General features: G+C 66.2%; 25 protein-coding genes. 5 read left to right on the top strand and 20 right to left on the bottom strand.

What is annotated here, in order from left to right; translation table 11 throughout:
• Nucleotide 1: 1 nt before the first annotated feature.
• From AS031_RS13330 to AS031_RS13290, 9 genes are all read right to left on the bottom strand, one after another.
• Complete coding sequence (locus AS031_RS13330) at nt 2-1,327, bottom strand: ABC transporter permease (RefSeq protein WP_058268643.1); 1,326 nt, start codon at nt 1,325-1,327, stop codon at nt 2-4.
• Nucleotides 1,324-2,715 carry an ABC transporter permease gene (locus AS031_RS13325; protein ID WP_058268642.1) on the bottom strand — a complete coding sequence of 464 codons (1,392 nt, stop codon included), beginning with the start codon at nt 2,713-2,715 and terminating at the stop codon, nt 1,324-1,326. The genes AS031_RS13330 and AS031_RS13325 overlap by 4 nt, the downstream gene beginning before the upstream one ends.
• Nucleotides 2,708-4,285 (bottom strand): ABC transporter ATP-binding protein, encoded by a 1,578-nt coding sequence (locus AS031_RS13320; protein ID WP_058268641.1) that lies wholly within the window; start codon nt 4,283-4,285, stop codon nt 2,708-2,710. Before AS031_RS13320 ends, AS031_RS13325 begins: the two co-directional genes overlap by 8 nt.
• Nucleotides 4,286-4,460: 175 nt before the next feature.
• Nucleotides 4,461-5,567, bottom strand: a complete 1,107-nt coding sequence (locus AS031_RS13315; protein ID WP_058268640.1) for a BMP family lipoprotein — start codon at nt 5,565-5,567, stop codon at nt 4,461-4,463.
• Nucleotides 5,568-5,821: 254 nt separating this feature from the next.
• A complete protein-coding gene (locus AS031_RS13310; protein WP_058268639.1) occupies nt 5,822-6,841 on the bottom strand; it encodes an NADP-dependent oxidoreductase in 1,020 nt (339 codons plus the stop codon).
• The gene (locus AS031_RS13305; RefSeq protein ID WP_058268638.1) at nt 6,838-7,269 is read right to left on the bottom strand and encodes an organic hydroperoxide resistance protein; all 432 of its coding nucleotides are present in this window, start codon (nt 7,267-7,269) and stop codon (nt 6,838-6,840) included. Before AS031_RS13305 ends, AS031_RS13310 begins: the two co-directional genes overlap by 4 nt.
• A 49-nt stretch (nt 7,270-7,318) precedes the next feature.
• A complete protein-coding gene (locus AS031_RS13300) occupies nt 7,319-7,753 on the bottom strand; it encodes a MarR family winged helix-turn-helix transcriptional regulator (protein WP_058268637.1) in 435 nt (144 codons plus the stop codon).
• Between the two features lie 159 nt (nt 7,754-7,912).
• The gene (locus tag AS031_RS13295; protein WP_058268636.1) at nt 7,913-9,112 is read right to left on the bottom strand and encodes an amidohydrolase; all 1,200 of its coding nucleotides are present in this window, start codon (nt 9,110-9,112) and stop codon (nt 7,913-7,915) included.
• A gap of 100 nt (nt 9,113-9,212) precedes the next feature.
• Complete coding sequence (locus AS031_RS13290) at nt 9,213-10,346, bottom strand: mannose-1-phosphate guanylyltransferase (protein WP_058268635.1); 1,134 nt, start codon at nt 10,344-10,346, stop codon at nt 9,213-9,215.
• A 280-nt stretch (nt 10,347-10,626) separates the two neighbouring features.
• On the opposite strand from AS031_RS13290, the gene sdhC reads away from it, so the two are divergent.
• The 5 genes from sdhC to AS031_RS13265 all read left to right on the top strand — a co-directional run bounded on the left by sdhC (nt 10,627) and on the right by AS031_RS13265 (nt 15,102).
• Nucleotides 10,627-11,007 carry a succinate dehydrogenase, cytochrome b556 subunit gene (sdhC, locus tag AS031_RS13285; RefSeq protein ID WP_074446982.1) on the top strand — a complete coding sequence of 127 codons (381 nt, stop codon included), beginning with the start codon at nt 10,627-10,629 and terminating at the stop codon, nt 11,005-11,007.
• Nucleotides 11,008-11,010: 3 nt separating this feature from the next.
• Nucleotides 11,011-11,472 (top strand): succinate dehydrogenase hydrophobic membrane anchor subunit, encoded by a 462-nt coding sequence (locus tag AS031_RS13280; RefSeq protein WP_058268634.1) that lies wholly within the window; start codon nt 11,011-11,013, stop codon nt 11,470-11,472.
• A 109-nt stretch (nt 11,473-11,581) separates the two neighbouring features.
• On the top strand, nt 11,582-13,381 hold the full coding sequence (sdhA, locus tag AS031_RS13275; protein ID WP_058268633.1) for a succinate dehydrogenase flavoprotein subunit: 1,800 nt from the start codon (nt 11,582-11,584) through the stop codon (nt 13,379-13,381).
• A gap of 1 nt (nt 13,382) precedes the next feature.
• Complete coding sequence (locus AS031_RS13270; RefSeq protein WP_058268632.1) at nt 13,383-14,165, top strand: succinate dehydrogenase iron-sulfur subunit; 783 nt, start codon at nt 13,383-13,385, stop codon at nt 14,163-14,165.
• A gap of 160 nt (nt 14,166-14,325) precedes the next feature.
• Nucleotides 14,326-15,102 (top strand): alpha/beta hydrolase family protein, encoded by a 777-nt coding sequence (locus AS031_RS13265; RefSeq protein WP_058268631.1) that lies wholly within the window; start codon nt 14,326-14,328, stop codon nt 15,100-15,102.
• A 22-nt stretch (nt 15,103-15,124) separates the two neighbouring features.
• Here the strand turns inward: AS031_RS13265 and AS031_RS13260 are convergent, their stop codons facing one another.
• The 11 genes from AS031_RS13260 to glyA all read right to left on the bottom strand — a co-directional run bounded on the left by AS031_RS13260 (nt 15,125) and on the right by glyA (nt 25,737).
• Nucleotides 15,125-16,426, bottom strand: a complete 1,302-nt coding sequence (locus tag AS031_RS13260; RefSeq protein WP_058268630.1) for an ABC transporter substrate-binding protein — start codon at nt 16,424-16,426, stop codon at nt 15,125-15,127.
• Nucleotides 16,427-16,581: 155 nt separating this feature from the next.
• The gene (locus tag AS031_RS13255) at nt 16,582-17,556 is read right to left on the bottom strand and encodes a YihY/virulence factor BrkB family protein (RefSeq protein WP_082642012.1); all 975 of its coding nucleotides are present in this window, start codon (nt 17,554-17,556) and stop codon (nt 16,582-16,584) included.
• A 37-nt stretch (nt 17,557-17,593) separates the two neighbouring features.
• A complete protein-coding gene (locus tag AS031_RS13250) occupies nt 17,594-18,187 on the bottom strand; it encodes a 2'-5' RNA ligase family protein (protein ID WP_058268629.1) in 594 nt (197 codons plus the stop codon).
• 4 nt (nt 18,188-18,191) lie between these two features.
• Nucleotides 18,192-19,235 carry a tryptophan--tRNA ligase gene (gene trpS / locus AS031_RS13245; protein ID WP_058268628.1) on the bottom strand — a complete coding sequence of 348 codons (1,044 nt, stop codon included), beginning with the start codon at nt 19,233-19,235 and terminating at the stop codon, nt 18,192-18,194.
• 18 nt (nt 19,236-19,253) lie between these two features.
• Complete coding sequence (locus AS031_RS13240; RefSeq protein ID WP_058268761.1) at nt 19,254-20,087, bottom strand: exodeoxyribonuclease III; 834 nt, start codon at nt 20,085-20,087, stop codon at nt 19,254-19,256.
• A gap of 10 nt (nt 20,088-20,097) precedes the next feature.
• Entirely contained in the window at nt 20,098-20,658 is a 561-nt protein-coding gene (locus AS031_RS13235; protein ID WP_058268627.1) for a hypothetical protein, read from the bottom strand.
• Between the two features lie 63 nt (nt 20,659-20,721).
• Entirely contained in the window at nt 20,722-21,582 is an 861-nt protein-coding gene (locus AS031_RS13230) for an ABC transporter permease (RefSeq protein WP_058268626.1), read from the bottom strand.
• Nucleotides 21,579-22,433: an ABC transporter permease gene (locus AS031_RS13225; protein ID WP_058268625.1), complete on the bottom strand. Its 855-nt coding sequence runs from the start codon at nt 22,431-22,433 to the stop codon at nt 21,579-21,581. The genes AS031_RS13230 and AS031_RS13225 overlap by 4 nt, the downstream gene beginning before the upstream one ends.
• Nucleotides 22,426-23,403 (bottom strand): ABC transporter ATP-binding protein, encoded by a 978-nt coding sequence (locus tag AS031_RS13220; protein WP_058268624.1) that lies wholly within the window; start codon nt 23,401-23,403, stop codon nt 22,426-22,428. Before AS031_RS13220 ends, AS031_RS13225 begins: the two co-directional genes overlap by 8 nt.
• Before the next feature lie 129 nt (nt 23,404-23,532).
• Nucleotides 23,533-24,435: a bifunctional methylenetetrahydrofolate dehydrogenase/methenyltetrahydrofolate cyclohydrolase gene (locus AS031_RS13215; RefSeq protein ID WP_058268623.1), complete on the bottom strand. Its 903-nt coding sequence runs from the start codon at nt 24,433-24,435 to the stop codon at nt 23,533-23,535.
• A gap of 3 nt (nt 24,436-24,438) precedes the next feature.
• Nucleotides 24,439-25,737: a serine hydroxymethyltransferase gene (gene glyA, locus AS031_RS13210; protein WP_058268622.1), complete on the bottom strand. Its 1,299-nt coding sequence runs from the start codon at nt 25,735-25,737 to the stop codon at nt 24,439-24,441.
• Nucleotides 25,738-25,791: the final 54 nt, after the last annotated feature.

Below are 25,791 nucleotides of genomic sequence, written 5' to 3'. Positions count from 1 at the left end.
GTCAGCCCTTGACGTACGGTATGCCGCTGGCGGCCGGCCCGCGGGACTTGCCTACCAGGCCGGCGACGGCGAGGACGGTGACCAGGTACGGCAGCATGGCCATGAACTGGCTGGGGACGGGAGTCCCGATGATGGTGACGATGCTCTGCAGGTTGTCCGCGAAGCCAAACAGCAGGGCGGCGAAGAACGCGCCGATCGGGTTCCACCGGCCGAAGATCAACGCTGCCAGGGCGATGAAGCCGCGGCCGCCGGAGATTTCCTTGGTGAAGCTGTCGATGGCAACCAGGGTGAAGAAGGACCCGCCGATGCCGGCCACGGCACCGCCCAGGGTGACGTTCCAGAAGCGGGTGGCGTTGACGTTGATGCCCAGGGTGTCGGCGGCCTGGGGATGCTCGCCGACGGCGCGGACGCGCAGGCCCCAGCGGGTCTTGAACAGGCCCACCCAGACCACCAGGACGGCGATGTACATCAGGTAGCCCACCAAGGACTGGCGGAACAGGATGGGTCCGATGATGGGGACGTCGGACAAAACGGGGATCTCGATGATGTCCAGTCCCGGAGGCGAATTGAAGCGGGCCTTGTCCTCCTGCATGACGGTGCTGAACAGGAACCCGGTGACACCGGAAACCAGCACGTTCAGCACCACGCCCACGATGATCTGGTTGACCAGGTACTTGATGCTGAACAGCGCCAGGACCATGGACACCATGGCACCTGCCACGGCGGCAGCGGCCAGGCCGATAAAGGGATTCTGCGTCATGGTGGCAACGATGGCGGCGGTGAAGGCTCCTCCAAGCAGCTGGCCTTCGATGGCGATGTTCACCACGCCGACACGTTCGCAGAGGACGCCGGAGAGCGAACCGAACACCAGCGGCACGGCCAGGGTAACGGACCCGGCGATCAGGCCTGCCAGGGAGATGCTGGGGGTGCGGGCGCCGCCGACCACCCAGAGGAGGAACGCTGCCACGAACAGGACGATGAACGTGACGGTCAGCCAGCCGGGTGCCGGCCTGTCCTTGGTCTTGAGGAAGACGGCGTAGGCGGCGAGCCCCAACAGCAGCACGGACAGCACGGTGCCGCCGGCGAAGGCGTTGATGTCGAGGGCGGGCAGCTGGAAGAAGTCCTCACCGGTGGAGATCCCGAAGCTGGCTGTTTTGTTCGGGGCCAGCAGTCCGAAGAAGACCAGGGCGATGAGCCCGAAGGCCGCCAGCAGGACGGGGGTCTTCCACGTGACGGGCTTGGCCGTGACGGCGGCGGCCCCGGTATCCGGGGCGCTGTTGTCCGGCCTGGGGTTGCCGGGCCGGGGTGACGAAACTGTTGTGCTCATGCTGCACCTCCGGTGGTGGCTGCCTTGGTATTCTTTGCGGCGCGGGCGGGCTTCTTCCGCCGCGGGTTGAGCCCGAAGACGGCCCGGACGAGCGGCGGCGCCGCGATGAACAGGACGATCAGGGACTGGACCACCAGGACGATGTCAATGGGGGTGCCGGTCTGGATCTGCATTTGGACGGCTCCGGCGCGGAAGGCGCCGAACAGCAGGCCGGCGGCGAAGGTGCCCCACGGCGTCGAGCGTCCCAGCAGCGCCACGGTGATGGCGTCGAAGCCGTACGTGGCCGCCACGCCGTCCGTGAGGACCTTCTCGGTGCCGGCCACCTGCGCCACACCGGACATGCCGGCGAGGCCGCCCGCGATGGCCATGACCAGGATGGTGGACCGGGAGACGTTGATGCCGGCGGTCTGGGCGGCCTTGGGGTTGGCGCCCACGGCGCGGAATTCGAAACCGACCGTTGACCGGTTCAGCAGCCACCAGACGAGGAAGGTGGCGCCGATGGCCAGGATGAAGCCGAGGTGGAGCCGGTACTGCGTCCCGAAGATCTGGGGGTACACGGCGCTGGGGTCCAGGATCGGGGAAATCGGGTTCGACTCCCCCGGCCGCTGGAAGGCCGGGGTGTTCAGCAGGTACCGCAGGAAGTACAGCGCGATGTAGTTGAACATGATGGTGAGGATCACCTCATGGGCGCCGGTACGGGCCTTGAGCACGCCGACGAGCCCACCCCAGAGCGCGCCGCCGATGATGCCGGCCACCAGGACCAGCAGCAGGTGCAGTCCGAGCGGCAGGTGCAGTGCGAAGCCCACCCAGGCGGCGAGGATGCCGGCCACGATGATCTGGCCCTGGGCGCCGATGTTGAAGAGCCCGGCGCGGAAGGCCAGGGCAACGCCGAGGCCGGCGGTGATCAGCGGCGTGGCGATGGTCAGGGTTTCCATCAGCGGCGCGAACTGCGCCGCCAGTCCATTGCCCCGTGGATTGAACACCGATCCCTGGAACAGTGCGATGTAGGAGCGCGTGGCTGCGTTCCACAGGGCGGCAAGGAAGTCGGTGGGACGGGCGAAGAAGTAACCGGCGGTGGTGGCCACGCGGGTGTCCGTGCTGGCAATGAGCAGCCCGCCGATGACCAGTGCCAGGAAGACCGCCAGGACCGAAACCATGCCGCTTCCGGTGAAGATCCTTCGCAGCAGTGTGTCGGGACCGCCGGGCAACTTGCCGGACTGTGCGCTGGCCGGCACGGCCGAGGGCTCCATGGCGCCGCCGGCGGTGTCAACGGAGACGACGGCGGCTGTCTCCTCGGCCGCCGGGCCGGTTTCGTGGTGGTGCTTTGCGTGGCTCTGGCCGGCCTGCTGCCCGCCCGGCGTGTCGTTGGGGCGATGCTGCTCAGTCATGGTCGACTCCCTCGGCGTGGTCGGAGGTTGCGGCCGGGCGGCTGCCGGCCGGCTGGGAGTGGGCGTGTTCGTCTGGGTGGATTCCGGCCATCATCAGGCCCAGGACGTCACGGCTGGTTCCGGCAGGAACGATGCCCACCAGCTTGCCCTTGTAGAGGACGGCAATCCGGTCGGCGAGCTCCATCACCTCGTCGAGTTCGGTGGAGATGATCATGACGGGGGTACCCTGGTCACGTTCGGCCACGATCCGGCGGTGCAGGAATTCGATGGAGCCGACGTCCACTCCGCGGGTGGGCTGGGATGCGATGAACAGCCGCAGCGGGCGGGACAGTTCGCGGGCCATCACGACTTTTTGCTGGTTGCCGCCGGACAGTGTTCCCGCGGCCGCGGCCGCGGACGGAGTGCGGACATCGAACTCGTCGATCCGTGCCTTGGCGTTTTCCAGGATTTTGGCGGGGCTCATGCTGATGCCCTTGGCGTACGGCGGTTTGTCGTACAGGTCAAGGACCAGGTTCTCGGCCACCGAGAATGTTCCCACCAGGCCGTCAACCTTGCGGTCCTCCGGAACGAAGCCCACGCCGGCCTTCAGGACGTCCTTGACGGACCTGCCCAGGAGCTCCTTGCCGTCCAGCGTGACGGACCCGGAGACGCGTTCCTGCAGGCCCAGGATGGCTTCGGTGAGTTCGGTCTGGCCGTTGCCCTGGACCCCGGCGATGGCCAGGATCTCGCCGCGGGCGATGTCGAAGCTGAGCCCGTCCACCACGTGCTGGCCGTTGGGCGCTATGACGGTAAGGTCCCGCACTTCGAACGTCTTCTCCTGTGGCGTGGCGGGTGCCTTGTCCAGGTTCAGGCTGACGGCGCGGCCCACCATCATGGAGGCGAGCTCGGTGGTGGAGGCCGTTGGTTCGGCGCTGCCCACCACTTTTCCGCGCCGGATGACCGTGATGGTGTCCGAGACTTCCTTCACCTCGCGCAGCTTGTGGGAGATGAACACGATGGAGGTGCCGCCGGCCTTCAGCTGGCGCATGATGTCCAGTAGTTCGTCGGTTTCCTGGGGGGTGAGCACGGCGGTGGGCTCGTCCAGGATGAGGACCTTGGCGTTCCGTACCAGGGCCTTGATGATTTCCACCCGCTGCTGGACGCCGACGGGAAGGTCCTCGACCATGGCGTCGGGGTCGACGTCGAAGCCGTACTGGTCCGAGATTTCCCGGATGCGGCGGCGCGTCTCGTCGAGGTTGAGGAATCCGGCCGCCTTGGTGGGTTCGGCGCCGAGTGCGACGTTCTCGGCGACGGTGAAGACGGGCACCAGCATGAAGTGCTGGTGCACCATGCCGATGCCGGCGGCCATGGCATCGCCCGGTCCGCGGAAGGAGACGGCCTTGCCGTCGATGAGGATGTCGCCCTCGGTGGGTTCGTACAGCCCGTACAGGACGTTCATCAGGGTGGACTTGCCGGCCCCGTTCTCGCCCAGGAGGCAGTGGATCTGGCCGGATTCGACCACCACGTCAATGTGGTCGTTGGCAAGCAGGGTCCCAAAGCGTTTGGTGATGCCTCTGAGTTCAAGTTTCAAAACTCTGACCAATCTCGAAGCGTCCGGTGATCGGACCGGACGGGATATGTGGCTGCAGCACCAGCCTAGTGGGTGCAGCCTCTGGAGGACCGGGCGGTGGCCCGAAAAAGAGCCCCAGCAAAAAGCGCCACCGCCGGCCGGTCAGGGACCGGCCGGCGGTGGCGCCGATGCGTGGTCAGGCCTTGGGGCTGGCGGCCGATTCGACCTTCAGCTTGCCGTCCACGATGTCCTTCTTGATCTGGTCGAGCTCGGACTTCAGGTCCGCCGGGACCTGGGAGTCGAAGTCGTGGAAGGGTGCCAGCTGCACGCCGTCGTTGGCGAGGGTGCCAACGTAGGGGGTGTTGCTGAACTTGCCTTCCTTGTCCTCCTTCACCACGGTTTCCACGGCCTCGCCCATCTGCTTCATGACCGAGGACAGCATGATGTCCTTGTAGTCCGGGGCGGTGAGGAAGCCGTCGGAGTCAACCCAGATCAGCTTGACGTCCTTTCCTGCGTCCTTGGCTTCCTTCAGGGCAGCGCCCGCACCCTTGCCGACGGGGCCTGCCACGGGCATGACGATGTCCGCGCCCTGGTCCAGGAAGTTCTGCGTGAGCTGCTTTCCAACGTCCTGCTTTTCGAAGTCGCCGGTGAAGCTGCCGTCCTGGGCGTCCTTGTTCCAACCGAGTAGCTTGACGTTCTTGCCCTTCTTCTCGTTGTAGTACTTGACGCCGTCGGCGTAGCCGTCCATGAAGATGGTCACGGTGGGGATCTTGATGCCGCCGAAGGTGGCCACGGTGCCGGTCTTGGTGCTGCCTGCGGCAAGGTAGCCTGCAAGGAATGCTGCCTGGGCCGTGTCGTAGATGATGGGCTTGACGTTGCTGATCGGGGTGTCGTAGCCGAAGTCGATGATGGCGAAGTGGCTGTCCGGGTTGGCTGCCGCCTGGGCCTTGGTGGCGTCGCCCAGCAGGAATCCCACGGTGACGGTGAGGTTGCAGCCGGCGGTGACCATGGCGCGGAGGTTGGGTTCGAAGTCGTTGTTCGTCTTGGACTCCACCTGGTTGACCTTGATGCCCAGGTCCTTTTCAGCCTTCTTCAGGCCCTCGTAGGAGGACTGGTTGAAGGACTGGTCATCGAATCCGCCGGAGTCGGAGACGATGCAGCCGGTGTAGTCGCTGGCGCCGGCGGTGGAGCCGCCGCCGCTCTCGGGAGCTGCGCCGCAGGCTGTCAAAAGTAGTGCTGAGGCACTGACGGTAGCCAGGCCGGCCATTGAACCGCGCTTAATGCGTGCACGCAGTGATGTCATCAAGATTCCTCCAGGATGCGAGAGTGGCGCTACGGCACGAATTCAATGAGTGTCCGTTTCTGCACTGAAATTCTGTTGTCACTGATGGCCCGCAGCATGCGCCGGAGCGCACTGATGCCATCACTTTAGTGGCCTGCGCCACGTGCCCATAGCACGCCGGCGCCCCTTCCCGGAGATTGTTTACAAGTTGTTACCAAGCAGTAGGGGTGCCGCGGAACCGCGGCACCCCTGGTGGTGCTGATGGTGGAACGGGACTACAGCCGGACCAGCATCTTGCCCGTGTTGGCCCCGTCCAGCAGGTCCATGAACGCCTGCGGCGCGTTCTCCAGGCCATCCACGACGGTTTCGTCGTAGCGGACCGTACCGCTGGCCAGCCAGCCGGCCATCTTTTCGGCGAACTCCGCCGAGTGCTGCCGCTGGCCGCCCACCAGGAAGCCGCGCAGCGTCAACTGCTTGCCGATGGCCAGCATGAGGTTGTGCGGGGCCGGCGTAGGTTCGGTGGAGTTGTACTGGGCAATGGCGCCGCACATGGCAACGCGTCCCCCAACGTTCATGACGGACAGTGCTGCCTCGAGGTGCTCACCGCCGACGTTGTCGAAGTAGACGTCGATCCCCCGGTCCCCGGCGGCCTTCTCCAGCTGCTCCCGGACAGGACCGTCGTGGTAGTCGAAGGCGGCGTCGAAACCAAGCTCCAGGAGCCGCGCCACCTTGGCCGGTGAACCGGCGGATCCGATGACACGCGCAGCGCCCATGGCCTTGGCGATCTGCCCCACGAGGGAACCGACGGCTCCCGCGGCGCCGGAAACGAAGACCACGTCCCCTTCCTTGAATTCGGCGACCTTCAGCAGGCCTGCGTAGGCAGTGAGGCCAGTCATTCCGAGGGCGCCCAGGAAGGCGGAAGCCGGGGCCAGGTCCGTACGGGCAGGGGTCCCCGCGTTGCCGTCCACGACGGCGTACTCACGCCAGCCAAGGGCATGGACGACGACGTCCCCTTCCCTGTGCGCGTCCGAACGGGAAGCGATGACCTCGCCCACCGCGCCGCCGTCGAGCGCTTCGTCCAGCGCGAACGGGGCCGAGTAGGACTTGGTGTCGTTCATGCGGCCGCGCATGTAGGGGTCAACGGAGATGAACAGGTTCCGCACCAGGATCTGGCCCTCGCCCAGTTCCGGCAGCGGTGACTCGGCCAGGCGGAAGTTTTCCGGGACGGGCCGGCCTACCGGGCGGGAGGCAAGCTGGATTTCACGGGTGGCTGCGGGCAGGACTGTGGTGCTCATGCTGCGTACTCCAGGATCTTGAGGTCTACGGTGATGTTGCCGCGGGTGGCGTTGGAATAGGGGCAGACCTGGTGCGCCTTTGCCACGAGGGCTTCGGCGGTGGCCAAGTCCAGCGCGGGGAGCGCGATTTCCAACTCGGCGGAGAGTCCAAAGCCGGCGCCGCCGTCCAGCTGGCCGAGGTGGACCTTCGCGGCGACCGCGGAATCGGTCAGGTCGGCGCGTTCCTTGCGGCCCACCAGGCGGAGGGCGGAGTGGAAGCAGGCCGCGTAGCCGGCGGCGAAGAGCTGCTCCGGATTCGTGCCCTGGCCGCTTCCGCCGAGCTCGACGGGACTGGCGAGGCCCACGTCGAGTTTGCCGTCGTTGGTGCGTGCGTTGCCGTCGCGGCCCTCGCCGGTGGCAAGGGCTTCAGCGGTGTAAAGGGTCTTCACGGGGAGGACCTTTCTTTCGGGGTGGATGGGGGTCGTGGGCGCCCCGACGTCAGACGGCGTCATGGAGGGCGGCGGTGAGTTTGCTGAGGGTGCCGCGCAGCTGTTCGAGTTCGGCGGGAGTGAGTCCCGCGGCATCGGCCAGGCGTTGGGGAATGGCGGCGGCCTTGCTGCTGAGGCCCTGCCCGGCGGGCGTCAGGTGGATGGCCACGCGGCGCTCGTCGTCGCCGGAGCGCCGGCGTTCCACCAGGCCCAGGGCTTCGAGGCGTTTGAGCAGCGGCGAGAGCGTGCCCGAATCGAGCCCGAGTTCGCGGCCAAGCTCCTTGACCCCGCGCGGCTGGTCCTCCCAGAGCACCAGCATCACCAGATACTGCGGATAGGTCAGGCCCAGGTCCTCCAGCACGGGCCGGTACACGGCCGTGGCGGCACGGGATGCGGAGTAGAGCGCGAAACACACTTGCCGGTCGAGGCGGGGAGCATCGGTCATGGCTACAAAGATAGCGAACAATTCAATTGTGCACAACTTATATGGCTGGCGCGCGTGTGTCCTGTAAAGGGAAAAGGCGCGACGCCGGCACCTGGACGGGTGCCGTCGTCGCGCCTTGTCCCGGGCCGGGCCGGCCGCGGAAAGTGCGGAGCCGTGGACCTACAGGTCGCGGATGGTGCGCAGCGCGGCGCCGGTGAGCACCCGGATGCCCAGGCCCAGTGCCCGCTCATCCAGGATGTAGTCGCCGCGGTGCAGGTCGAAGTCCTCCCCGCCCGGCGTCTTGGTGCCAAGCCGCATCATCGCCCCGGGAAGTTCCGCCAGGAACCAGGCGAAATCCTCGCCGCCCATGGACTGCGGCGTCAGGACCACGGCGCTTTCACCGATCTCCGCTCGCGCGGCGGCCTCGATCAACGCGGTTTCATGCTCGGAGTTCACCACCGGCGGCACACCCCTGGTGTGCTCCAGGTGGACGTCCACGCCGTAGGGTGCCGCCACCTGGTGGACCACCTCGTCCAGCAGTTCGCCGGCGGCATGCCAGGCGTCCCGGTCCAGGCAGCGCATGGTCCCTGCCATGTAGCCGGTGCCGGGGATGGCATTGGGGGCCGACCCTGCGGAAATCTGGCCCCAGACCACGGACACGCCGCTGCGGACGTCGACGCGCCGGGACAGCACGGCCGGGACGTTGACGGCGATCTGGGCCAGGGCGAAAACCAGGTCCTCGGTCAGGTGCGGCCGGGACGTGTGGCCGCCGCGGCCGGACAGCTCGATCCGGATGGTGTCCGATGCGGACGTGATGGCGCCGATGCGCGTGCCGATTTTCCCCACTTCGATCCGGGGGTCGCAGTGCAGTGCCAGGATCCGCGGAACGCCCTCCAGCACGCCCTGCTCGATGCAGGCGTGGGCGCCGCCGGGCATGGTCTCCTCGGCGGGCTGGAAGATGATCCGGATGGTGGCGCCCAGCGGCGTTTCCTGGTGCATGCGGTGCAGGACCAGGGCGATGCCCAGCATGGTGGTGGTGTGGACGTCGTGGCCGCAGGCGTGCGTCACGCCATGGTTCTTCGAGGCGAACGGCAGGCCGGTTTCCTCGATGATGGGCAGGGCGTCAATGTCCCCGCGAAGGGCGGTGGCGATGGGACCCTCCCCCACGTCCACGGTGAGTCCGGTGCCTTCGAGGCGGCGCGGCGAGAGGCCTGCCGCCTCCAGCCGTTCGGCCAGTTTGTCCGTGGTGCGGAATTCCTTGAACGACAGTTCGGGATGCGCGTGGAGGTCCCTGCGGAATTCGATCAGTTCCGGCAGCAGCGGCTCGAGCCATGGAGCCACCAGCGCGGTGGGCTCGGCTTCAGTAGTGTAATTGCGCACTGCTTCACTCTAGCGATCACGGCACCAATAGCGCCCATCACGGTCGCCGCGTTACATCCCGGGCCCAAGGCCGGGGCCCGGGATGAGGCGCCGGTCCGCCCTAGAGGACGTCGGTGTCGCCGCTGGCCTTGAGCGCGTCCACGGCTGCCTTGACCCGCTGGGAGTTGGCCATGGTGGTCACCAGCAGGGCATCCGGGGTATCCACGATGACCACGTCTTCGATGCCAATCAGGGCGATGACGCGTTTGGTGTCCGTGACCACCACGCCGCTGGAGTTCTCCGTGAACACCCGCGCGCCCTCACCGAGCACTGTGACGGCGTCGACTTCCTTGGCGGAATTGAGCCGGCCCACGGAGGCGAAGTCGCCAACGTCGTCCCACCGGAAGGTCCCGGGCACGACGGCGACGTCCCCGGCTTCGGCGGCAGGCTCGGCCACCGCGTAGTCGATGGCGATCTTGGGCAGGGTGGGCCACACCCGCGCAGTGACCTCATCCCGCTCCGGGGTGTCCCAGGCGCGGGCGATCTCCTGCAGCCCCTGGAACAGCTCGGGCTGGTTGGCTTCCAAGTGCTTGAGCAGCAGGGCCACCGGGGCGACGAACATGCCGGCGTTCCAGACATAGTTGCCGCTGTCCACATACTGCTGGGCCACGACCTCGTCCGGCTTCTCGACGAACTCCACCACGTCCTGCGCACTGGGTGCGCCCTCGACGCGCAGTTGCTGGCCGGAGCGGATGTAGCCGAAGCCGGTGGACGGGTGGGTCGGTTTGATCCCGATGGTCACGATCTTGCCGGCGGCCGCCGTGTGGATCGCCTCGCGGACAGCCTCCTGGAAGAGCCGGTCCGGGCTGATCACCTGGTCCGCGGCGAAGGAGCCCATGATGGTCCCCGGATCACGTTCGTGCAGGATGGCAGCGGCCAGTCCGATGGCGGCGGCGGAATCCTTCGGCTCGGACTCGAGGACCAGGTCCGCGTCCTGCACTTCGGGCAGCTGCCGGCAGACCGCGTCGCGGTGTGCCTTGCCGGTGACCACCAGCATGCGGGTGCCCGCCAGCGGCTGCAGCCGGTCATAGGTGGCGCGCAGCAGCGTGCTGCCCGAACCGGTGAGGTCGTGAAGGAACTTGGGAGCTGCGGCTCGTGACAGGGGCCAGAGGCGGGTCCCCACTCCGCCGGCCGGAATCACCGCATAGAAGCGGTCCAGGGGTGATGCCGGGCTTGTCACTTTGTCTGTACTCATCACCGCTAACTTTAGCCGACGGGGTGCCTCCGGCCGTGTCCCGGGCGGCGCTGCCGTACCCTCCGCACGAGCAGGATGGCCGCTCCGGAGGCAAGGCTTTGTGGGGTTTGTCTCAAAAAATCGGAAAATCCGCGCCACTGCTGGCAAGCAAAGAGCCCCGAAATTGAATAAGCTGTGAGCGAAGCCTAGATTTAGGCCTGAGCTAAGAGTGCTCTCGCAGCAGGCGTTCCCCCCGCGTGGATCTCATGCCAGCGCCGCTGTGTCGCAGGGAGGTTTATCAGTGCCGACAAAACCAGCTGGCACCTTGTACCGCGGCCGTGAAGGCATGTGGTCCTGGGTAGGACACCGCATTACCGGTGTAGTGATCTTTTTCTTCTTGTTGGTCCACGTGCTGGACACCAGCCTGGTGCGCGTGTCCCCGGAGGCCTACACCGCCGTCATCGGCGCGTACAAGAATCCGCTGATGGCACTGGGTGAGACCGGCCTCGTTGCCGCGATCGTTTTCCACGCCTTCAATGGCCTGCGCATCATCGCGGTGGACTTCTGGAAGAAGGGCGCCAAGTACCAGCGGCAGATGCTGTGGGCCGTCCTTGGCCTGTGGCTCGTCACCATGGTTGCCTTCTCCATCCGCCACCTGTCCCTCGCCCTCGGAGGTCACTAAGCCATGACTGCAACCATCGAGAGCCCGCGCAGCGGCCGGATCGCTCCGCAGTACCGCCGCAGCGGCGGCAGCCGGGGCAACTTCGAGATGATCGCCTGGCTGTTCATGCGCCTTTCCGGCGTGGTGCTGGTGGTCCTTATCTTCGGACACCTCTTCGTTAACCTGATGGTGGGCGAGGGCATCCACGCCATCGATTTCGGCTTCGTGGCCGGCAAGTGGGCTGACCCGTTCTGGCAGTTCTGGGACCTGGCCATGCTGTGGCTGGCCATGCTGCACGGAACCAACGGCGTGCGCACCATCATCAACGACTACGCCGAGAAGGACTCCACCCGCCGCTGGCTGAAGACGGTCCTCTACTCGGCCGCCGCGGTCATCATCATCCTGGGCACCCTGGTGATCTTCACCTTCGATCCGTGCCCCGTGGTGGACGGCGTTCCGCTGCCTGGCGGATTCTGCCCTGCCTAGCACCAGCACCATCCCGGGCCCGCGGGCATAGACCGCGGGCCCTGCTGTGCGGGGACAGCATCAGGCCCCGATTGTTTTATTGCGAATTTTGAGAGAAAGAGCGTCTGGTATGCAGGTCCATAAGTACGACGTCGTCATCGTCGGTGCCGGTGGCGCTGGCATGCGCGCCGCGATCGAATCCGGTCAGCGTGCGCGCACAGCAGTACTGACCAAGCTCTACCCCACCCGCTCGCACACCGGTGCGGCGCAGGGTGGCATGTGTGCAGCACTTGCCAATGTCGAGGAAGACAACTGGGAGTGGCACACGTTCGACACCGTCAAGGGCGGCGACTACCTGGTGGACCAGGACGCCGCGGAGGTCATGGCCAAGGAAGCCATCGACGCCGTACTTGACCTGGAAAAGATGGGCCTGCCGTTCAACCGCACGCCCGAAGGCCGCATCGACCAGCGCCGCTTCGGCGGCCACACCCGCGACCACGGCAAGGCACCCGTCCGCCGCGCCTGCTACGCGGCGGACCGCACCGGCCACATGATCCTGCAGACGCTGTACCAAAACTGCGTCAAGCACAACGTTGAGTTCTACAACGAGTACTACGTCCTGGACCTGCTGACGGTCGAGGAGGACGCTGTCCGCGAGGACGGCACGTCCTACAAGCAGAAGCGTGTTGCCGGCGTGGTCTCCTACGACCTCGCCACCGGTGAACTGCATGTCTTCCAGGCCAAGTCCGTGGTGTTCGCCTCGGGCGGCGCCGGCAAGGTCTTTAAGACCACCTCCAACGCCCATACGCTGACCGGCGACGGCATGGGCATCGCGTTCCGCCGCGGCATCCCCCTGGAGGACATGGAATTCTTCCAGTTCCACCCGACCGGCCTGGCCGGCCTGGGCATCCTCCTCTCCGAGGCGGCCCGTGGCGAAGGCGCGATCCTGCGCAACTCCGAGGGCGAGCGTTTCATGGAGCGCTACGCCCCCACCATCAAGGACCTCGCTCCCCGCGACATCGTGGCCCGCTCCATGGCCAACGAAGTCCGTGAAGGCCGCGGCTGCGGCCCGAACAAGGACTACGTCCTGCTGGACCTGACGCACCTGGAACCGGCCCACATCGATGCCAAGCTTCCGGACATCACCGAGTTCGCCCGCACCTACCTCGGTGTTGAGCCCTACACCGAACCGGTCCCCGTGTTCCCCACCGCCCACTACGCCATGGGCGGCATCCCCACGAACATCGAAACCGAAGTCCTGCAGGACAACGAGACCGTCATCCCCGGCCTGTTCGCCGCCGGTGAGGTGGCCTGCGTCTCGGTCCACGGCTCCAACCGCCTTGGCACCAACTCGCTGCTGGACATCAACGTGTTCGGCAAGCGTGCCGGCGTCGCCGCTGCGGAGTACGCCAAGACCGCCCAGTTCGTGGAACTGCCGGAAAACCCCACGGCGTACACCACCGACCTGCTGGACATTGCCCGCAACGGCACCGGCGAGGAGAAGGTGGCCCAGATCCGCAAGGAACTGCAGGACACCATGGACGCCAACATGCAGGTGTTCCGCACCGCCGACACCCTGAACCAGGTGCTGCGCGACATCGCCTCCTTCGAGGAGCGGTACAAGCGCATCAGCGTCCAGGACAAGGGCAAGCGCTTCAACCTGGACCTGCTGGAGGCCGTGGAACTCGGCTTCCTGCTGGAACTGGCCAAGGTGATGACCGTGGCAGCCCTGCACCGTGAAGAATCCCGCGGCGGACACTTCCGCGAGGACTTCCCGGACCGCGACGACGAGAAATTCATGAAGCACTCCATGGCGTACAAGGACGACCACGCGCCGGCAGACGGAACGGCGGAGTCAATCGCCGGCATCCGCCTGGCCACCAAGCCGGTTGTCTTTACCCGCTACGAGCCGATGGTGAGGAAGTACTAAGATGACCGCTGAAATCGCTGAGCCAGCCTCAAAGATTGAACTGCCTGCCGGCGTCGGCGGTGGCGGCGAAATCCCCACGTTCGATGTCCACCTGCGCGTGCGCCGGTACAACCCGGAGGTCTCCGGGGAAGCGACCTGGGATGACTTCCACCTGACCATGTACGGCACGGACCGTGTCCTGGACGCCCTGCACAAGGTCAAGTGGGAGATGGACGGCAGCCTGTCCTTCCGCCGCTCCTGCGCCCACGGCGTGTGCGGTTCCGACGCCATGCGCATCAACGGCCGGAACCGGCTCGCCTGCAAGACCCTGCTGAAGGACCTGGACACGTCCAAGCCCATCACCGTGGAACCCATCAAGGGCCTGCCGGTGGAGAAGGACCTCATCGTGGACATGGAACCGTTCTTCCAGTCCTACCGCGAGGTCATGCCGTTCCTGATCAACAAGGGCCACGAGCCCACCCGGGAACGCCTGCAGTCCGCCGAGGACCGGGAGCGCTTCGACGACACCACCAAGTGCATCCTGTGCGCCGCGTGCACGTCCTCCTGCCCCGTGTTCTGGACCGACGGCCAGTACTTCGGCCCGGCAGCGATCGTGAACGCACACCGCTTCATCTTCGATTCCCGCGATGACGCCGGTGACATGCGCCTGGAGATCCTTAACGACAAGGAAGGCGTGTGGCGCTGCCGCACCACCTTCAACTGCTCCGAGGCCTGCCCCCGCGGCATCCAGGTTACGCAGGCCATCGCCGAGGTCAAGCAGGCGATCCTGTCCCGCCGGATCTGACGCAGGACACCCCCGACGACGGCGCCGTCCCCACCCAAGGGGCCGGCGCCGTCGTCGTCTCACCACCAAAACGCCCGTTGCCCTATCAGATGGAGTCCCTAAAACCGGGTTTTAGGGCCCTTATCTGATAGGGCAACGGCAGGATCAGAAAGGGGATTCCGTGTCCCGCTCCGAAAAGGTCAGCTTTGAAGGTTCCACCGGCGAGATGCTCTCCGGCATCATCGACATCCCCGAAGGTCCCGTCAAAGGATGGGGCGTGTTCTCGCACGGTTTCACCCTGGGCAAGGACAGCCCCTCAGCATCGCGGATGTGCAAGGCCCTGGCCGACAGCGGTGTGGGCATGCTGCGGTTCGACAACCTGGGCCTGGGAGGCTCCGCCGGCGAGTGGTCCGCGGGTTCCTTCAGCCACAAGGTGGCGGACACCGTCAAGGCGGCCGAATTCATGCGCAGCCAGGGCAAGGAAATCTCACTGCTGGTGGGCCATTCCTTCGGCGGGGCCGCGGTGCTCGCAGCGGCACGGGAGATTCCGGAGCTCGACGCCGTTGCCACCGTGGGTGCCCCGTTCTCCCCTAAGCACGTGGCCCACGTCTTTGACGCCGCACTGGACAAGATCCTCAGCGAGGGTGCCGCCGAAGTGGACCTGGGCGGCAAGCGGGTGGAGATCCGGAAACACTTTGTGGAGGACCTTGAAAACGCCGACCTGACCGTCTGCATCCGGACGTTGCACAAGCCGCTTATGGTGCTCCACTCCCCCACGGACAACACCGTGGGGATCGAAAACGCGAGCACCATCTTCCAGACCGCACGCCACCCCCGGAACTTCGTTTCCCTGGAAGGCAGCGACCACCTGCTGACCGGTAAGGGGCAGGCTGCCCGTGCCGGCAAGATCATTGCCGCCTGGGCCGACCAGTACCTCGACGCCGGGAACGCATCCTGACACTGGCCGGCCCGGCGCCGGCCTACTTGCCGATTGCGGCCTTGCTTTCGTTGAGCCACTGCTCTGCAGCCTTTTCCGGGGTCAGCCGTTTGAACAGGACATCGGCGTTGATGCGGGCGGTTATCTCGGAGACTGCGGTTGACCCGGTGGGTCCGATGAACGTGGGCGCAAACTCCATTTTGCCGATCCCGTCAATATAACCGGCTTCAACTTTTCCCTGCGGGGTCAGCAGGTCCTGGATGGCCGTGCGCATGGCCGGGTTGCTGGGAACGCCGCGGTCGCTCTGGATGATCTTCGCCGCTGCCTCGTTGTTCACCAGGAAGTTGACGAGTTTCGCAGCGGCTTCAGTGTGCTTGCTGCGCGCTGAGATGGTGTAGAACTGCGAGGATTGCAGCCAGATGCCTGCTTGCGGGGTTTCGCCAGGCAGCTTCATCAGTTGAAGCTCCGCACCGGAGGCCTTGCTCAGGGCCGTCAGGGAGTTGCTCCAGGTGAGCATCATGCCGGCCTGTCCCATCCCCATCAGGGTCTGTTCGGTGCTGACGTTGAGTTTCTCCACTGTCTCCGAAGCATTGGGGGCGGCACCCGTTTCGCTGAGCTTCAGCGAGAAGTCGAAGTATTCTTGCACCGTCTCCTTGCCGAGGCCGAGTTCTCCGTCCTGGGTGTAGAGCGCTTCTCCGCGCTGGCGAGCGAAGGCATCCAGGGAGTCGTGGGTGAGGACCGTTGCCGTTCCGTACGTCCCCTTTAGGCTCTTTGCTGTAATGTCCGCGGCAGTCTGTGCGAAATCGTCCCAGCTCCAGGTGCCATCGTGCGGCAGCGGGACACCCGCCGCCTCGAACACCTTGGGATTGACGACGATTGCAAGGGCATTGGCTCCGGTGGACACACCGTACTGAGTGCCCTGCACCTGGCCGTTCTCCAATGCGCCCTGGTCCAGCTGCGACAGGTCAAGCTGGCCCTCAACCTTTGACAGGTCCAGCAGCGCACCCCGGTTTGCGTACTCAGCCGGGTAGGCGCCGCCAAGGGTAATGACGTCCGGCGCATCGTTGGCTGCTACCTGTGTTGCGAGCTTGTCGAAGTAACCACTAATGTCGCCGAATTCGGGTTTCACCTTGATGTCGGGATTCGCTGCCTCAAATTCGGCGATGGCTTTGGTGGTCAGCTCGGCCCGGCCGGCGTTGCCCCACCAGGAAAACCGGATTTCGACCGGGCCGCCCTGTTGGCCGTCCGTGACAGGGCTGGAGCACGCCGCCGTTAACGCCACCAGGGCTGCGGCGCTGGCCAGTGAGACAGATTTCCGGAACGTGCGGAGCAGGCGACTCGCCATCGGGTACGCTTCTTCCTCATGGGAAAACGGTTTCGTGAAACGTATCACACCGGCAGGGCGCGGGAACAGGGCCACTGCGTGCGCTACACGCAAGCGAGGTCCCGGGCCGTGATGGGGATGGAATGCTCCGGAACCGGTACTCCGGCGTCAGCGGGTCAGGTCTGCGGTGTGGGCCGGCGCGCGCCCAGGACGGTCTTCCGCGGTGCCTCGCCGGACTTCAGGTCTGCTTCGCGGACGGCTGCCCAGCCGGCGGACACCAGGTAAACCTGGCTGACGAAGTTGAACCAGATCAGCAGGCCGATGATGATGGCGAACGGAGCGAGGATGGGGTTCCGGCCCGCGCCGGCCAACAGTTCGGTGCTGAAGATCTGCAGGATGGTGGTGCCCACGGCGGCCAGGATGGTCCCTTCGAGGAGGGCGCGGCGGGAGAGCTTCAGGCCACCGGCCAGCCGGAACATGATCAGCGCCGTCACCCAGCCCAGGACCAGCGGCACTGCGATTTTGATCGAGGTGGTCAACGGCCCGGCCACGGCATCATTGAGGTTGAGGAAATCCGTCACCCAGCCGGCGGCGGTTCCGAACACCAGCGAGGCGCCCGCACTGATGACCAGGGCGACGCCCAGCAGCAGCAGGGTCCCGGCGTCGCGGAGCTTCATCAGGACCGGGTTGAGCATGAGCGGCGGCAGTTCCATGACGCCGCGCAGTCCGTCCCTGAGTCCGGCGATCCACCCCAGGGACGTGATGACGGTGACGATCGCGGCGATGAGCGCGGTGAGGCCCAGGCCCTGGGGGTCCAGGAGGTCCTGGGGATCAACCAGCCCGGTGCCGCCGTTGACCTTCAGCAGGCCGGGCGCGCTGGAGGCCACGCTGGTGACGATGCTGTCCAGCAGCGCCGGCTGTCCGCGCAGCACCAGTCCGGCCACCGAGAATCCGGTGGCCAGCAGGCCGGTGATGGAGAAGAACATGTTGAAGCCGATCCCGGCGCTCATCAGCGGGCCATGCTGGAGCGTGTAGTGCCTGAATGCCCGCATGGGACGGAAGGCGTTCAACCGGGCCACGATCCACTGCACCATGGCAAGGATCGACGCGAAAGGACCGCCGCCGGACCGCCTGGCTTTGCTCCAGTCCATCCGCTTCTGGATGACGGCGAGCTGCAGTTTGGCGCGTTCAGTGGGAAGAGGCTGCCCCGCCTGCCTGGGCTGCTGCTTCCGCAGCGGCGATCGCGTATCGGGTGCCGGCGTCGTTGTCAGTTTCGGTCCCAAAGTCCAGCTCTTCCCGTAGCTGCCAGATGCCGTCTGCATCATGCTCGTAGAGTCCCATGCTAACCACGGGGAAGCTGGCCCTGTAGCCTTTGAGCACCGTTTCGGCCTCATCGAGGGCTTCGGGGGCGACGTCGTGGGCGATCGTGACATGCGGATGGTAGGCAAACGGGAGTTCGCGTGCCAGCGGGCCCTGCTGGAGCTTTTCGTGCAGCTCGACGCACTGCTCGAAACCCTCCTCCACCCTGATGAACACCACCGGCGAGACCGGCCGGAAGCTTCCGGTGCCGGCAATGGTCACCATGAAGGGGCTTTGGCCGCGGGCCACCTCGCGGACGTGGTCCAGGGTGGCCTGCCAGTCGTGCGTGGGGGTGGTGGTCACCAGCGTGATGTGCGCCGGCACAACATCCGCCAGCGGATCCCCGAAGGACGCACGCCAGCGCTGCAGCTCCGCTGCGATGTCAGGCGGGAACCCGAGGATTACCCCTACGCTGGAAGACATGGTGCTAGCGGACTCCTGCGAGGCTGTGGGAGGGCAGGAAGCCCATTCGCTCGTAGACGGTCGCCAGCGTGGCCGAGGCGATCTCGCGCGCCCGGTCGGCACCGGAGGCCAGCAGCCTGTCCAGCTCGGCGGGATCGGCCATGAGTTCGTTGGTGCGGTTGCGCAGCGGGGTGACGAAATCCACCACCACCTCGGCCAGGTCCACCTTGAGGTGCCCGTACATCCTGCCCTGGTACTCGGCTTCCAGGTCCGCCACGGACTTGCCGGTGAGGGACGAGTAGATGGTCAGCAGGTTCGAGACGCCCGGCTTTTCCTCCGGATCGAACCGGATCTCCGTGCCGGCGTCGGTCACGGCTGACTTGATGCGCTTGGCCGCGATCTTGGGGTCCTCCAGGAGCTGGATGGCACCGTTGGGCGATTCCCCGGTCTTGGACATCTTGGCGCTGGGGTTCTGGAGATCGTAGATCTTGGCCCGCTCCTTGACGATCGTGGCCTCGGGAACGGTGAACGTGGGACCAAACTTCGTGTTGAAGCGCTGCGCCAGGTTGCGGGTCAGCTCCAGGTGCTGCCGCTGGTCCTCCCCTACCGGGACCAGGTCCGTCTGGTAGAGCAGGATGTCCGCCGCCATGAGCGTGGGGTAGGCGAAGAGGCCCAGCGTGGCTGAGTCCGCGCCGGACTTCTGCGTCTTGTCCTTGAATTGGGTCATCCGCGAGGCTTCGCCGAAACCGGTGATGCAGTTCAGGGCCCAGGCGAGCTGGGCATGCTCGGGGACGTGGGACTGGACAAAGAAGATGCTCTTGTCCGGGTCAATGCCCGCTGCGATGTACTGGGCAGCGACGGTCCGCGTGCGCTTGGCGAGCTCGGTGGGATCGAAATCCACCGTGATGGCGTGCAGGTCCGGGATGAAGAACACGGCATCGTATTCAGCCTGCATGTCCACCCAGTTGCGGACCGCACCGATGTAGTTGCCCAGGTGCAGGGAGTCGGCCGTGGGCTTGGCACCCGACAGGATGCGCTTCTTGGCTGCCGGGGTTGGCTGGTGAGTCATTCAGTAAAACCTTTGTGCTTAGAGCCGGTAGTCCACTACCAGCGGGGCATGGTCGGAGAAGCGGGTGTCGTACGTGGCCGCGCGGTCCACGACGGCGGAAACCGCCGAGGCGGCAAGCACCGGGGTGGCCATGTGGTAGTCGATGCGCCAGCCGGCGTCGTTGTCGAACGCCTTGCCGCGCCACGACCACCAGGTGTACGGCCCATCCATTTCGCCGGACATGGTGCGGTGGACATCGTGCCAGCCGATGTCCTCGCCGAAGAAGCGGTCAAAGTAGGCGCGTTCCTCCGGGAGGAAGCCGGCCTTCTTCAGGTTGCCCTTCCAGTTCCGGATGTCCAGGGGAGTGTGGGCCACGTTGAGGTCGCCCACCACCAGGGCATGGTCGCTGTGCTTGGACAGTTCGGGCAGGCGGGTGCCCATGGCGTCAAGGAACCGGTACTTGTCATCCTGCTTGGGCGTGCCGGCCTCGCCGGAGTGGACGTAGGCGCTGGCAACGGTGAGCTGCACCCGTTCCCCCGCGGAGTTGGTGAGCCGGAAGTCGGCTTCCACCCAGCGCCCGGCGGTTGCGAAGTAGTCGTCCCCGATGCCGTTGCGGGTGGCGAGCGGCTCTTCCCGGGATGCGATGGCCACACCGGCGCGGCCCTTGGCTTCGGCTTCGGCGTGCAGGATGTGCCAGCCGTCCCCGAGCAGTTCCCGGACGACAGCGTCAGGGGCACGGACTTCCTGGAGGCAGAGAATGTCCACGTCGCGCGGCTCCAGCCAGGCAGCCATTCCGTTCCGGTAAGCAGCCCGGAGGCCGTTGACGTTGACGGATGCGATGCGAAGGTGGTCCTTCTTCAATGCCGAGCTCACCCGTTCCACTCTAGTCGATGATGGTTCCGGTCACCGGTTCCCCGTTGCCGGAGGACTTGATCATGTCCCGGGCATTGGTGGCCGTGATCTCGATGGTCTCGAGCGCCCGGTTGATGGTGTCCTGGTTGGCTGCGGCGCCCTTGGCCCGTTCCTCTTCCACTACCCGGATCTGGACCTGCACGATCTTGAAGGAATGGTCCAGCTTGAGGTCGCGGACCTCGTCGGCTTCGTTGCGCTCGTACACTACCTGGGTGCCGCCGTGGTCTGCGGCGGACGACGACGGCCCGCGGCCGGCGGCGGACGTGAACGCGCTCTGGGCTTCACTGAGCTTGGCGCCGGCTTTGCGGGCGGCCTTGCGGATGCTGAACACCACGAAGCAGGCCAGCGCCAGCCAGAAGAAGGCGATGACGGCAACAACCCAGCCCACGACGTCGTTCTGGTTCGCGGCGAAGATGACGGCCACAACGAACGCCGTCAGCAGGACCATCAGTCCGGGTCCGCTGATGCGGAACATCGAGAACCCGCCCCTGGCGGCCTTGGCGGAAGAATTGGGGTTGCCCAGAGATTGCATGCATCCATTCTCTCAAACGGCACGGAGTGCTCCTGCCGCCTTCCACCTCCGGCGAACACGCGGCTACTTCAGGAAGAGGCTCCGCAAGCGCAGGGTGGTCAGCAGCATGCCCGCGGCGGTCATCACCAGGTAGTAGGCAATGTGCAGCGGAGTGGCTGCGGTGAAGACGCCGACGCTGATCTGCCGGAGCAGCTCAACCCCGTGCCACAGCGGCATGGCCTGGATGAACCACTGGACCGGCACGGGGTAGACGCTGAGGGGGTAGAAGGTGGCGCTGAACAGGAACATGGGCAGCAGGATGAAGTTGATCCAGTCCATCTGCTGGAACGTCTTCAGGAAGCTGGTGATGCCCATGCCCAGGCTCGCGAAGCCGAACGCAATCAGCACCGAGGCCGGGACCATCAGCAGGGCCCAGGGCGTGGTGATCAGCCCCATGACGCCCATGACGGCCGTGAATCCGGTGGCGTAGAGCATGCCGCGCAGCAGCGCCAGGAAGATCTCGCCCAGGGCCACGTCCAGCGGACCCAGCGACGTGTAGAGCATGCCCTGGTACAGCTTGGCGAAGTTCATCTTGAAGAACACGTTCCAGGTGGAGTCGTACACGGCCCCGTTCATGGCGGAGACGGCCAGCAGGGCGGGGGCAATGTAGGCCGCGTAGCTGATGGGGGTGCCGTCCGGACCTTCAACGGTGCCGACGATGGCGCCGAGCCCCACGCCCATGGATACGAGGAAAAGCACCGGTTCGAAGAAGCCGGACAGCATGACCAGCCAGTTGGTGCTGCGCGTGGCCATCAGCCCCCGGGCGATCACGGCCCTGGCATTTCGTGAGTAGAGCGGGCCGAACGTCCGGTTCCGGGCTGCCTCTGTTTCCGCCCCGGCCGTGGGGACCGGATCTGCCGGGCCGGACGCTGTGCGGGCGCTCATTGCCCCATCCTCAGGGCGAATCTGCGCCGGGCCAGGACCCAGCCGAGCACTGCCAGGCCGGCCAGGACGGCGAGGTGCAGGAGCGTCAGCAGCGGCGGCTCCTGGTAGCCGTAGCCCAGGACGCGGCCCAGTTCGGTGCCGTGCCAGACGGGTGAAATCCACCCGATCCAGCGCACGGCCAGCGGCAGGCTGTCCAGCGGGAAGAACGTGCCGGAGAAGAGGAACAGCGGCATGACGATGAAGCGCATCACCAGGGCGAACTGGCCCTTGTCCTCGGTGATGGCCGCCGAGTACGCCATCAGCGGCAGCCCGAACGACAGCCCGGCCAGCGTGGCCAGCGGAATAAGGGCCCAGGCAGAGCCGGCCGGGGCCGCCCCGAAAAGCGCCACGGCGATGAAGTAGATGGCGGACTGGAGCAGCAGCCTCAACGTGACGGCCATAATGTGGCCCGCCGCGATCTGGCCCGGCGTCAGGGGCGATGCGTGCGGCCCGTAGTACGTGCGGCGCCATTTGAAACCGTCCATCACGGGGAAAGTGAACTCGTTGGCCGCAGTCATCACGGCGGCCGAGACCAGCAGGGCCGGGGCGATGAACGCCAGGTAGCTCACTCCCCCGAAGGCGGTTCCGCCCTGGCTGTCCACGAGGGTGGCCAGGCCGACCCCCATGGCGAACAGGTAGGCCACCGGAACGCCCACGCTGTACATGACGATGGACCAGCTGTAGCCCTTCATCACCCGCAGCACCTGTTCCGCGTAATAGAAGGCTCCCCACCGCCGTGCCCTCTGCGCGGACACGGCGGGACTGTGGGCCCGCAGCGCCGCGGTTCCCGGCACCGGCCGTGCGTCAGTCAACGAGGCTCCGTCCCGTCAGCCGGAGGAAGACATCCTCCAGCGAGGACCGGCGCACCAGGGAGGTCAGCGGCCGCAGGCCGCGGGACGCAACCTGCTCAAGGGCTGACTCGCCGTCGTCCGCGTAGATCAGCACCCGGTCCGGCAGCACTTCAAGGCGTTCGCCGATCCCGTCCAGCTCGGCCGCGATGGTGGTGTTCCGTTCGGAACCGAACCTCAGTTCCACCACCTCCCGGGTGGAGTGTTCGCGGATCAGCCGGGCCGGTGAGCCCTCAGCCATGATCCGCCCCTTGTCCACCACGATCAGCCGGTCGCACAGCTGCTCGGCCTCGTCCATGTAGTGCGTGGTGAGGACAAGGGTGACGCCCTGTTCCTTGAGCCGGAACAGGCGGTCCCACAGGATGTGCCGGGCCTGCGGGTCGAGCCCGGTGGTGGGCTCGTCCAGCAGCAGGATGCGCGGTTCATTGATCAGCGAGCGGGCGATGGTGAGACGCCGCTTCATGCCGCCGGAGAGCGCATCCACCTTGGATTTTGCCTTGTCCGTCAGCTGGGCGAACTCCAGCAGTTCGTCGGCCTTGGGCTTGAGGTAGCTCATGGGCAGCCCGAAGTAGCGGCCGTAGACCAGGAGGTTGTCCCGGACCCGCAGTTCCTCGTCCAGGTTGTCCTGCTGCGGCACCACGCCCAGGTGGGCGCGCACCTCGGGGCCGTGCGTGTCCGGGTCCAGGCCCATGATGTCCAGGCGGCCCGAGGTTCGCCGGGTGACCCCGCCGATCATCTTCATGGCGGTGGACTTTCCTGCACCGTTGGGGCCCAGCAGCCCGAAGGACTGCCCCGCCGGCACCGAAAAGGAGATGCCGTTGACGGCGGCCAGGTCGCCGTACTTCTTGGTCAGGTTCTCCGCTGCGATGACAATGGGGCGCGACGGCGGGCTGCCGGACCGGGTGCCGGACGGCAGGATGGCTTCGTTGTGCACCCTCCGCACACTAGTTCAGGCGTCGGGGATGTGGAAGGGCACTTGCAGTTTGGTACTTAGCGGCCGACGGCGGCGCGGAACCTTTCGCTCGAAAAGTTCCGCGCCGCCGTCGTGGGTTGCGTCCGGTGGCTAGCCAGCCTGCTCCGCGGCGCGTTCCGCAGCTTCGACAACGTTGGTCATCAGCAGCGCGACAGTCATGGGACCGACCCCGCCCGGGTTGGGCGAGATCCAGCCGGCCACCTCGGCGGCAGCCGGTTCGATGTCGCCGTGCACCCGGCTCTTGCCGGTCTCCGGATCGGTTTCGCGGGTCACGCCGACGTCCAGCAGCGCCGCACCCGGTTTCACGTCCGCGGCTTTGACGATGTGCTTGACGCCCGCGGCGCCGACAATCACGTCCGCCTGCTTCAGCAGTTCCGACAGGTTCCTGGTGCCGGTGTGGGTCAGGGTCACCGTGGCGTTGACGGCACGCCGCGTGAGCAGCAGGCCGATCGACCGGCCGATGGTGACGCCGCGGCCCACCACCACCACGTGCTTGCCGGCCAGGCTGTACCCGTTGCGTTCGAGGAGTTCGATGACGCCGCGGGGCGTGCACGGCAGCGGTGTGGTGATCTCTCCGTTGACGTTGAGCACCAGGCGGCCAAGGTTGGTCGGGTGGAGCCCGTCGGCGTCCTTGGCGGGATCGATCCGCTCCAGGATGGCGTCGGTGTCCAGGTGCTTGGGCAACGGGAGCTGCACGATGTAGCCGTGGCAGGCGGGGTCCGCATTGAGTTCGTCAATGAGGTCCTCGACGTCGGCCTGGGTGGCGTCCGCCGGCAGCTCGCGCCGGATCGAGTTCATGCCGATCTGCACGGACTGCTTGTGCTTCATGGAGACGTACAGCTGCGAGGCCGGGTCCGCGCCCACCAGCACAGTGGCGATGCCGGGGGTGACGCCCTTGGCCTTGAGTGCGGCCACGCGTTCTGTCAGCTCTTCCTTGATGGCAGCGGCGGTGGCCTTGCCGTCCAGGATCTGTGCGGTGGTGGTTTCAGTCATGGGTTACCACTGCTCGTGCTGGGGGTAGAGCGGGAAGTCGGCGGCGAGCTTGTCGACGCGGGCCTGCAGGGCCTCGACGTCGGCGCCGTGGCCGGCCTTGAGCGCAGTGGCGATGATCTCGGCAACCTCGGTGAACTCGGCGGCGCCGAATCCGCGGGTGGCCAGGGCCGGGGTGCCGATGCGCAGGCCGGAGGTGACCATCGGCGGGCGGGGATCGAACGGAACGGCGTTGCGGTTCACGGTGATGCCTACGGAGTGCAGGAGGTCCTCGGCCTGCTGGCCGTCCAGCTGGGAGTTGCGCAGGTCCACCAGGACCAGGTGCACGTCGGTGCCGCCGGTCAGGACGGAGACGCCGGCTTCGGCGACGTCGGCCTGGTTCAGGCGGTCGGCGATGATCCTGGCGCCTTCGAGGACGCGTTCCTGGCGTTCCTTGAATTCCTGGCTGCCGGCGATCTTGAAGGCCACGGCCTTGGCGGCGATGACGTGCATGAGCGGGCCGCCCTGCTGGCCGGGGAACACGTTGGAGTTGAGCTTCTTGCCGTACTGTTCCTTGGCCAGGATCACGCCGGACCGCGGTCCGGCGAGGGTCTTGTGCACGGTGGAGGTGACGACGTCGGAGTGCGGCACCGGGCTCGGGTGCAGTCCGGCTGCCACCAGGCCGGCGAAGTGGGCCATGTCGGTCCAGAGCAGTGCGCCGACCTCATCGGCGATGGAGCGGAAGGCAGCGAAGTCCAGGTGCCGCGGGTAGGCGGACCAGCCGGCGATGATGACCTGCGGCTTCTCTTTGATGGCCTGCTCACGCAGCTTGTCCATGTCCACCCGGAAGGTGTCCTCTTCCACCTGGTAGGCGGCAACCTCGTACAGCTTGCCGGAGAAGTTCAGCTTCATCCCGTGGGTCAGGTGGCCGCCGTGGGCCAGGGACAGGCCGAGGATCTTGTCGCCGGGGGTGATCATGGCGGAGAGGGCGGCGGCGTTGGCCTGCGCTCCGGAGTGCGGCTGGACGTTGGCGAACTCGGCGCCGAACAGGGCCTTGACCCGGTCGATGGCCAGCTGCTCTGCAACGTCGACGTATTCGCAGCCGCCGTAGTAGCGGCGGCCCGGGTAGCCCTCGGCGTACTTGTTGGTCAGGACGGAACCCTGGGCTTCCATCACGGCGCGGGGCGCGAAGTTCTCGGAAGCGATCATTTCCAGGGTGCCGCGCTGGCGCCCAAGCTCCTGCTCGAGGACTTTGGCGATTTCGGGATCAAGCTCGGCCAGCGGCTGGTTGCTGACGTGGGTTGTTGAGGTGGCTGTACTAGTCACGGGGAACTCCTGGCTAGGGATACGGGCACTGCTTAGGTCAGGCTACCGGCTGGT

It is taken from the genome of Pseudarthrobacter enclensis (assembly GCF_001457025.1).
GTDB classification, from domain to species: domain Bacteria; phylum Actinomycetota; class Actinomycetes; order Actinomycetales; family Micrococcaceae; genus Arthrobacter; species Arthrobacter enclensis.
This window is presented reverse-complemented; position numbering and strand designations above follow the sequence as displayed.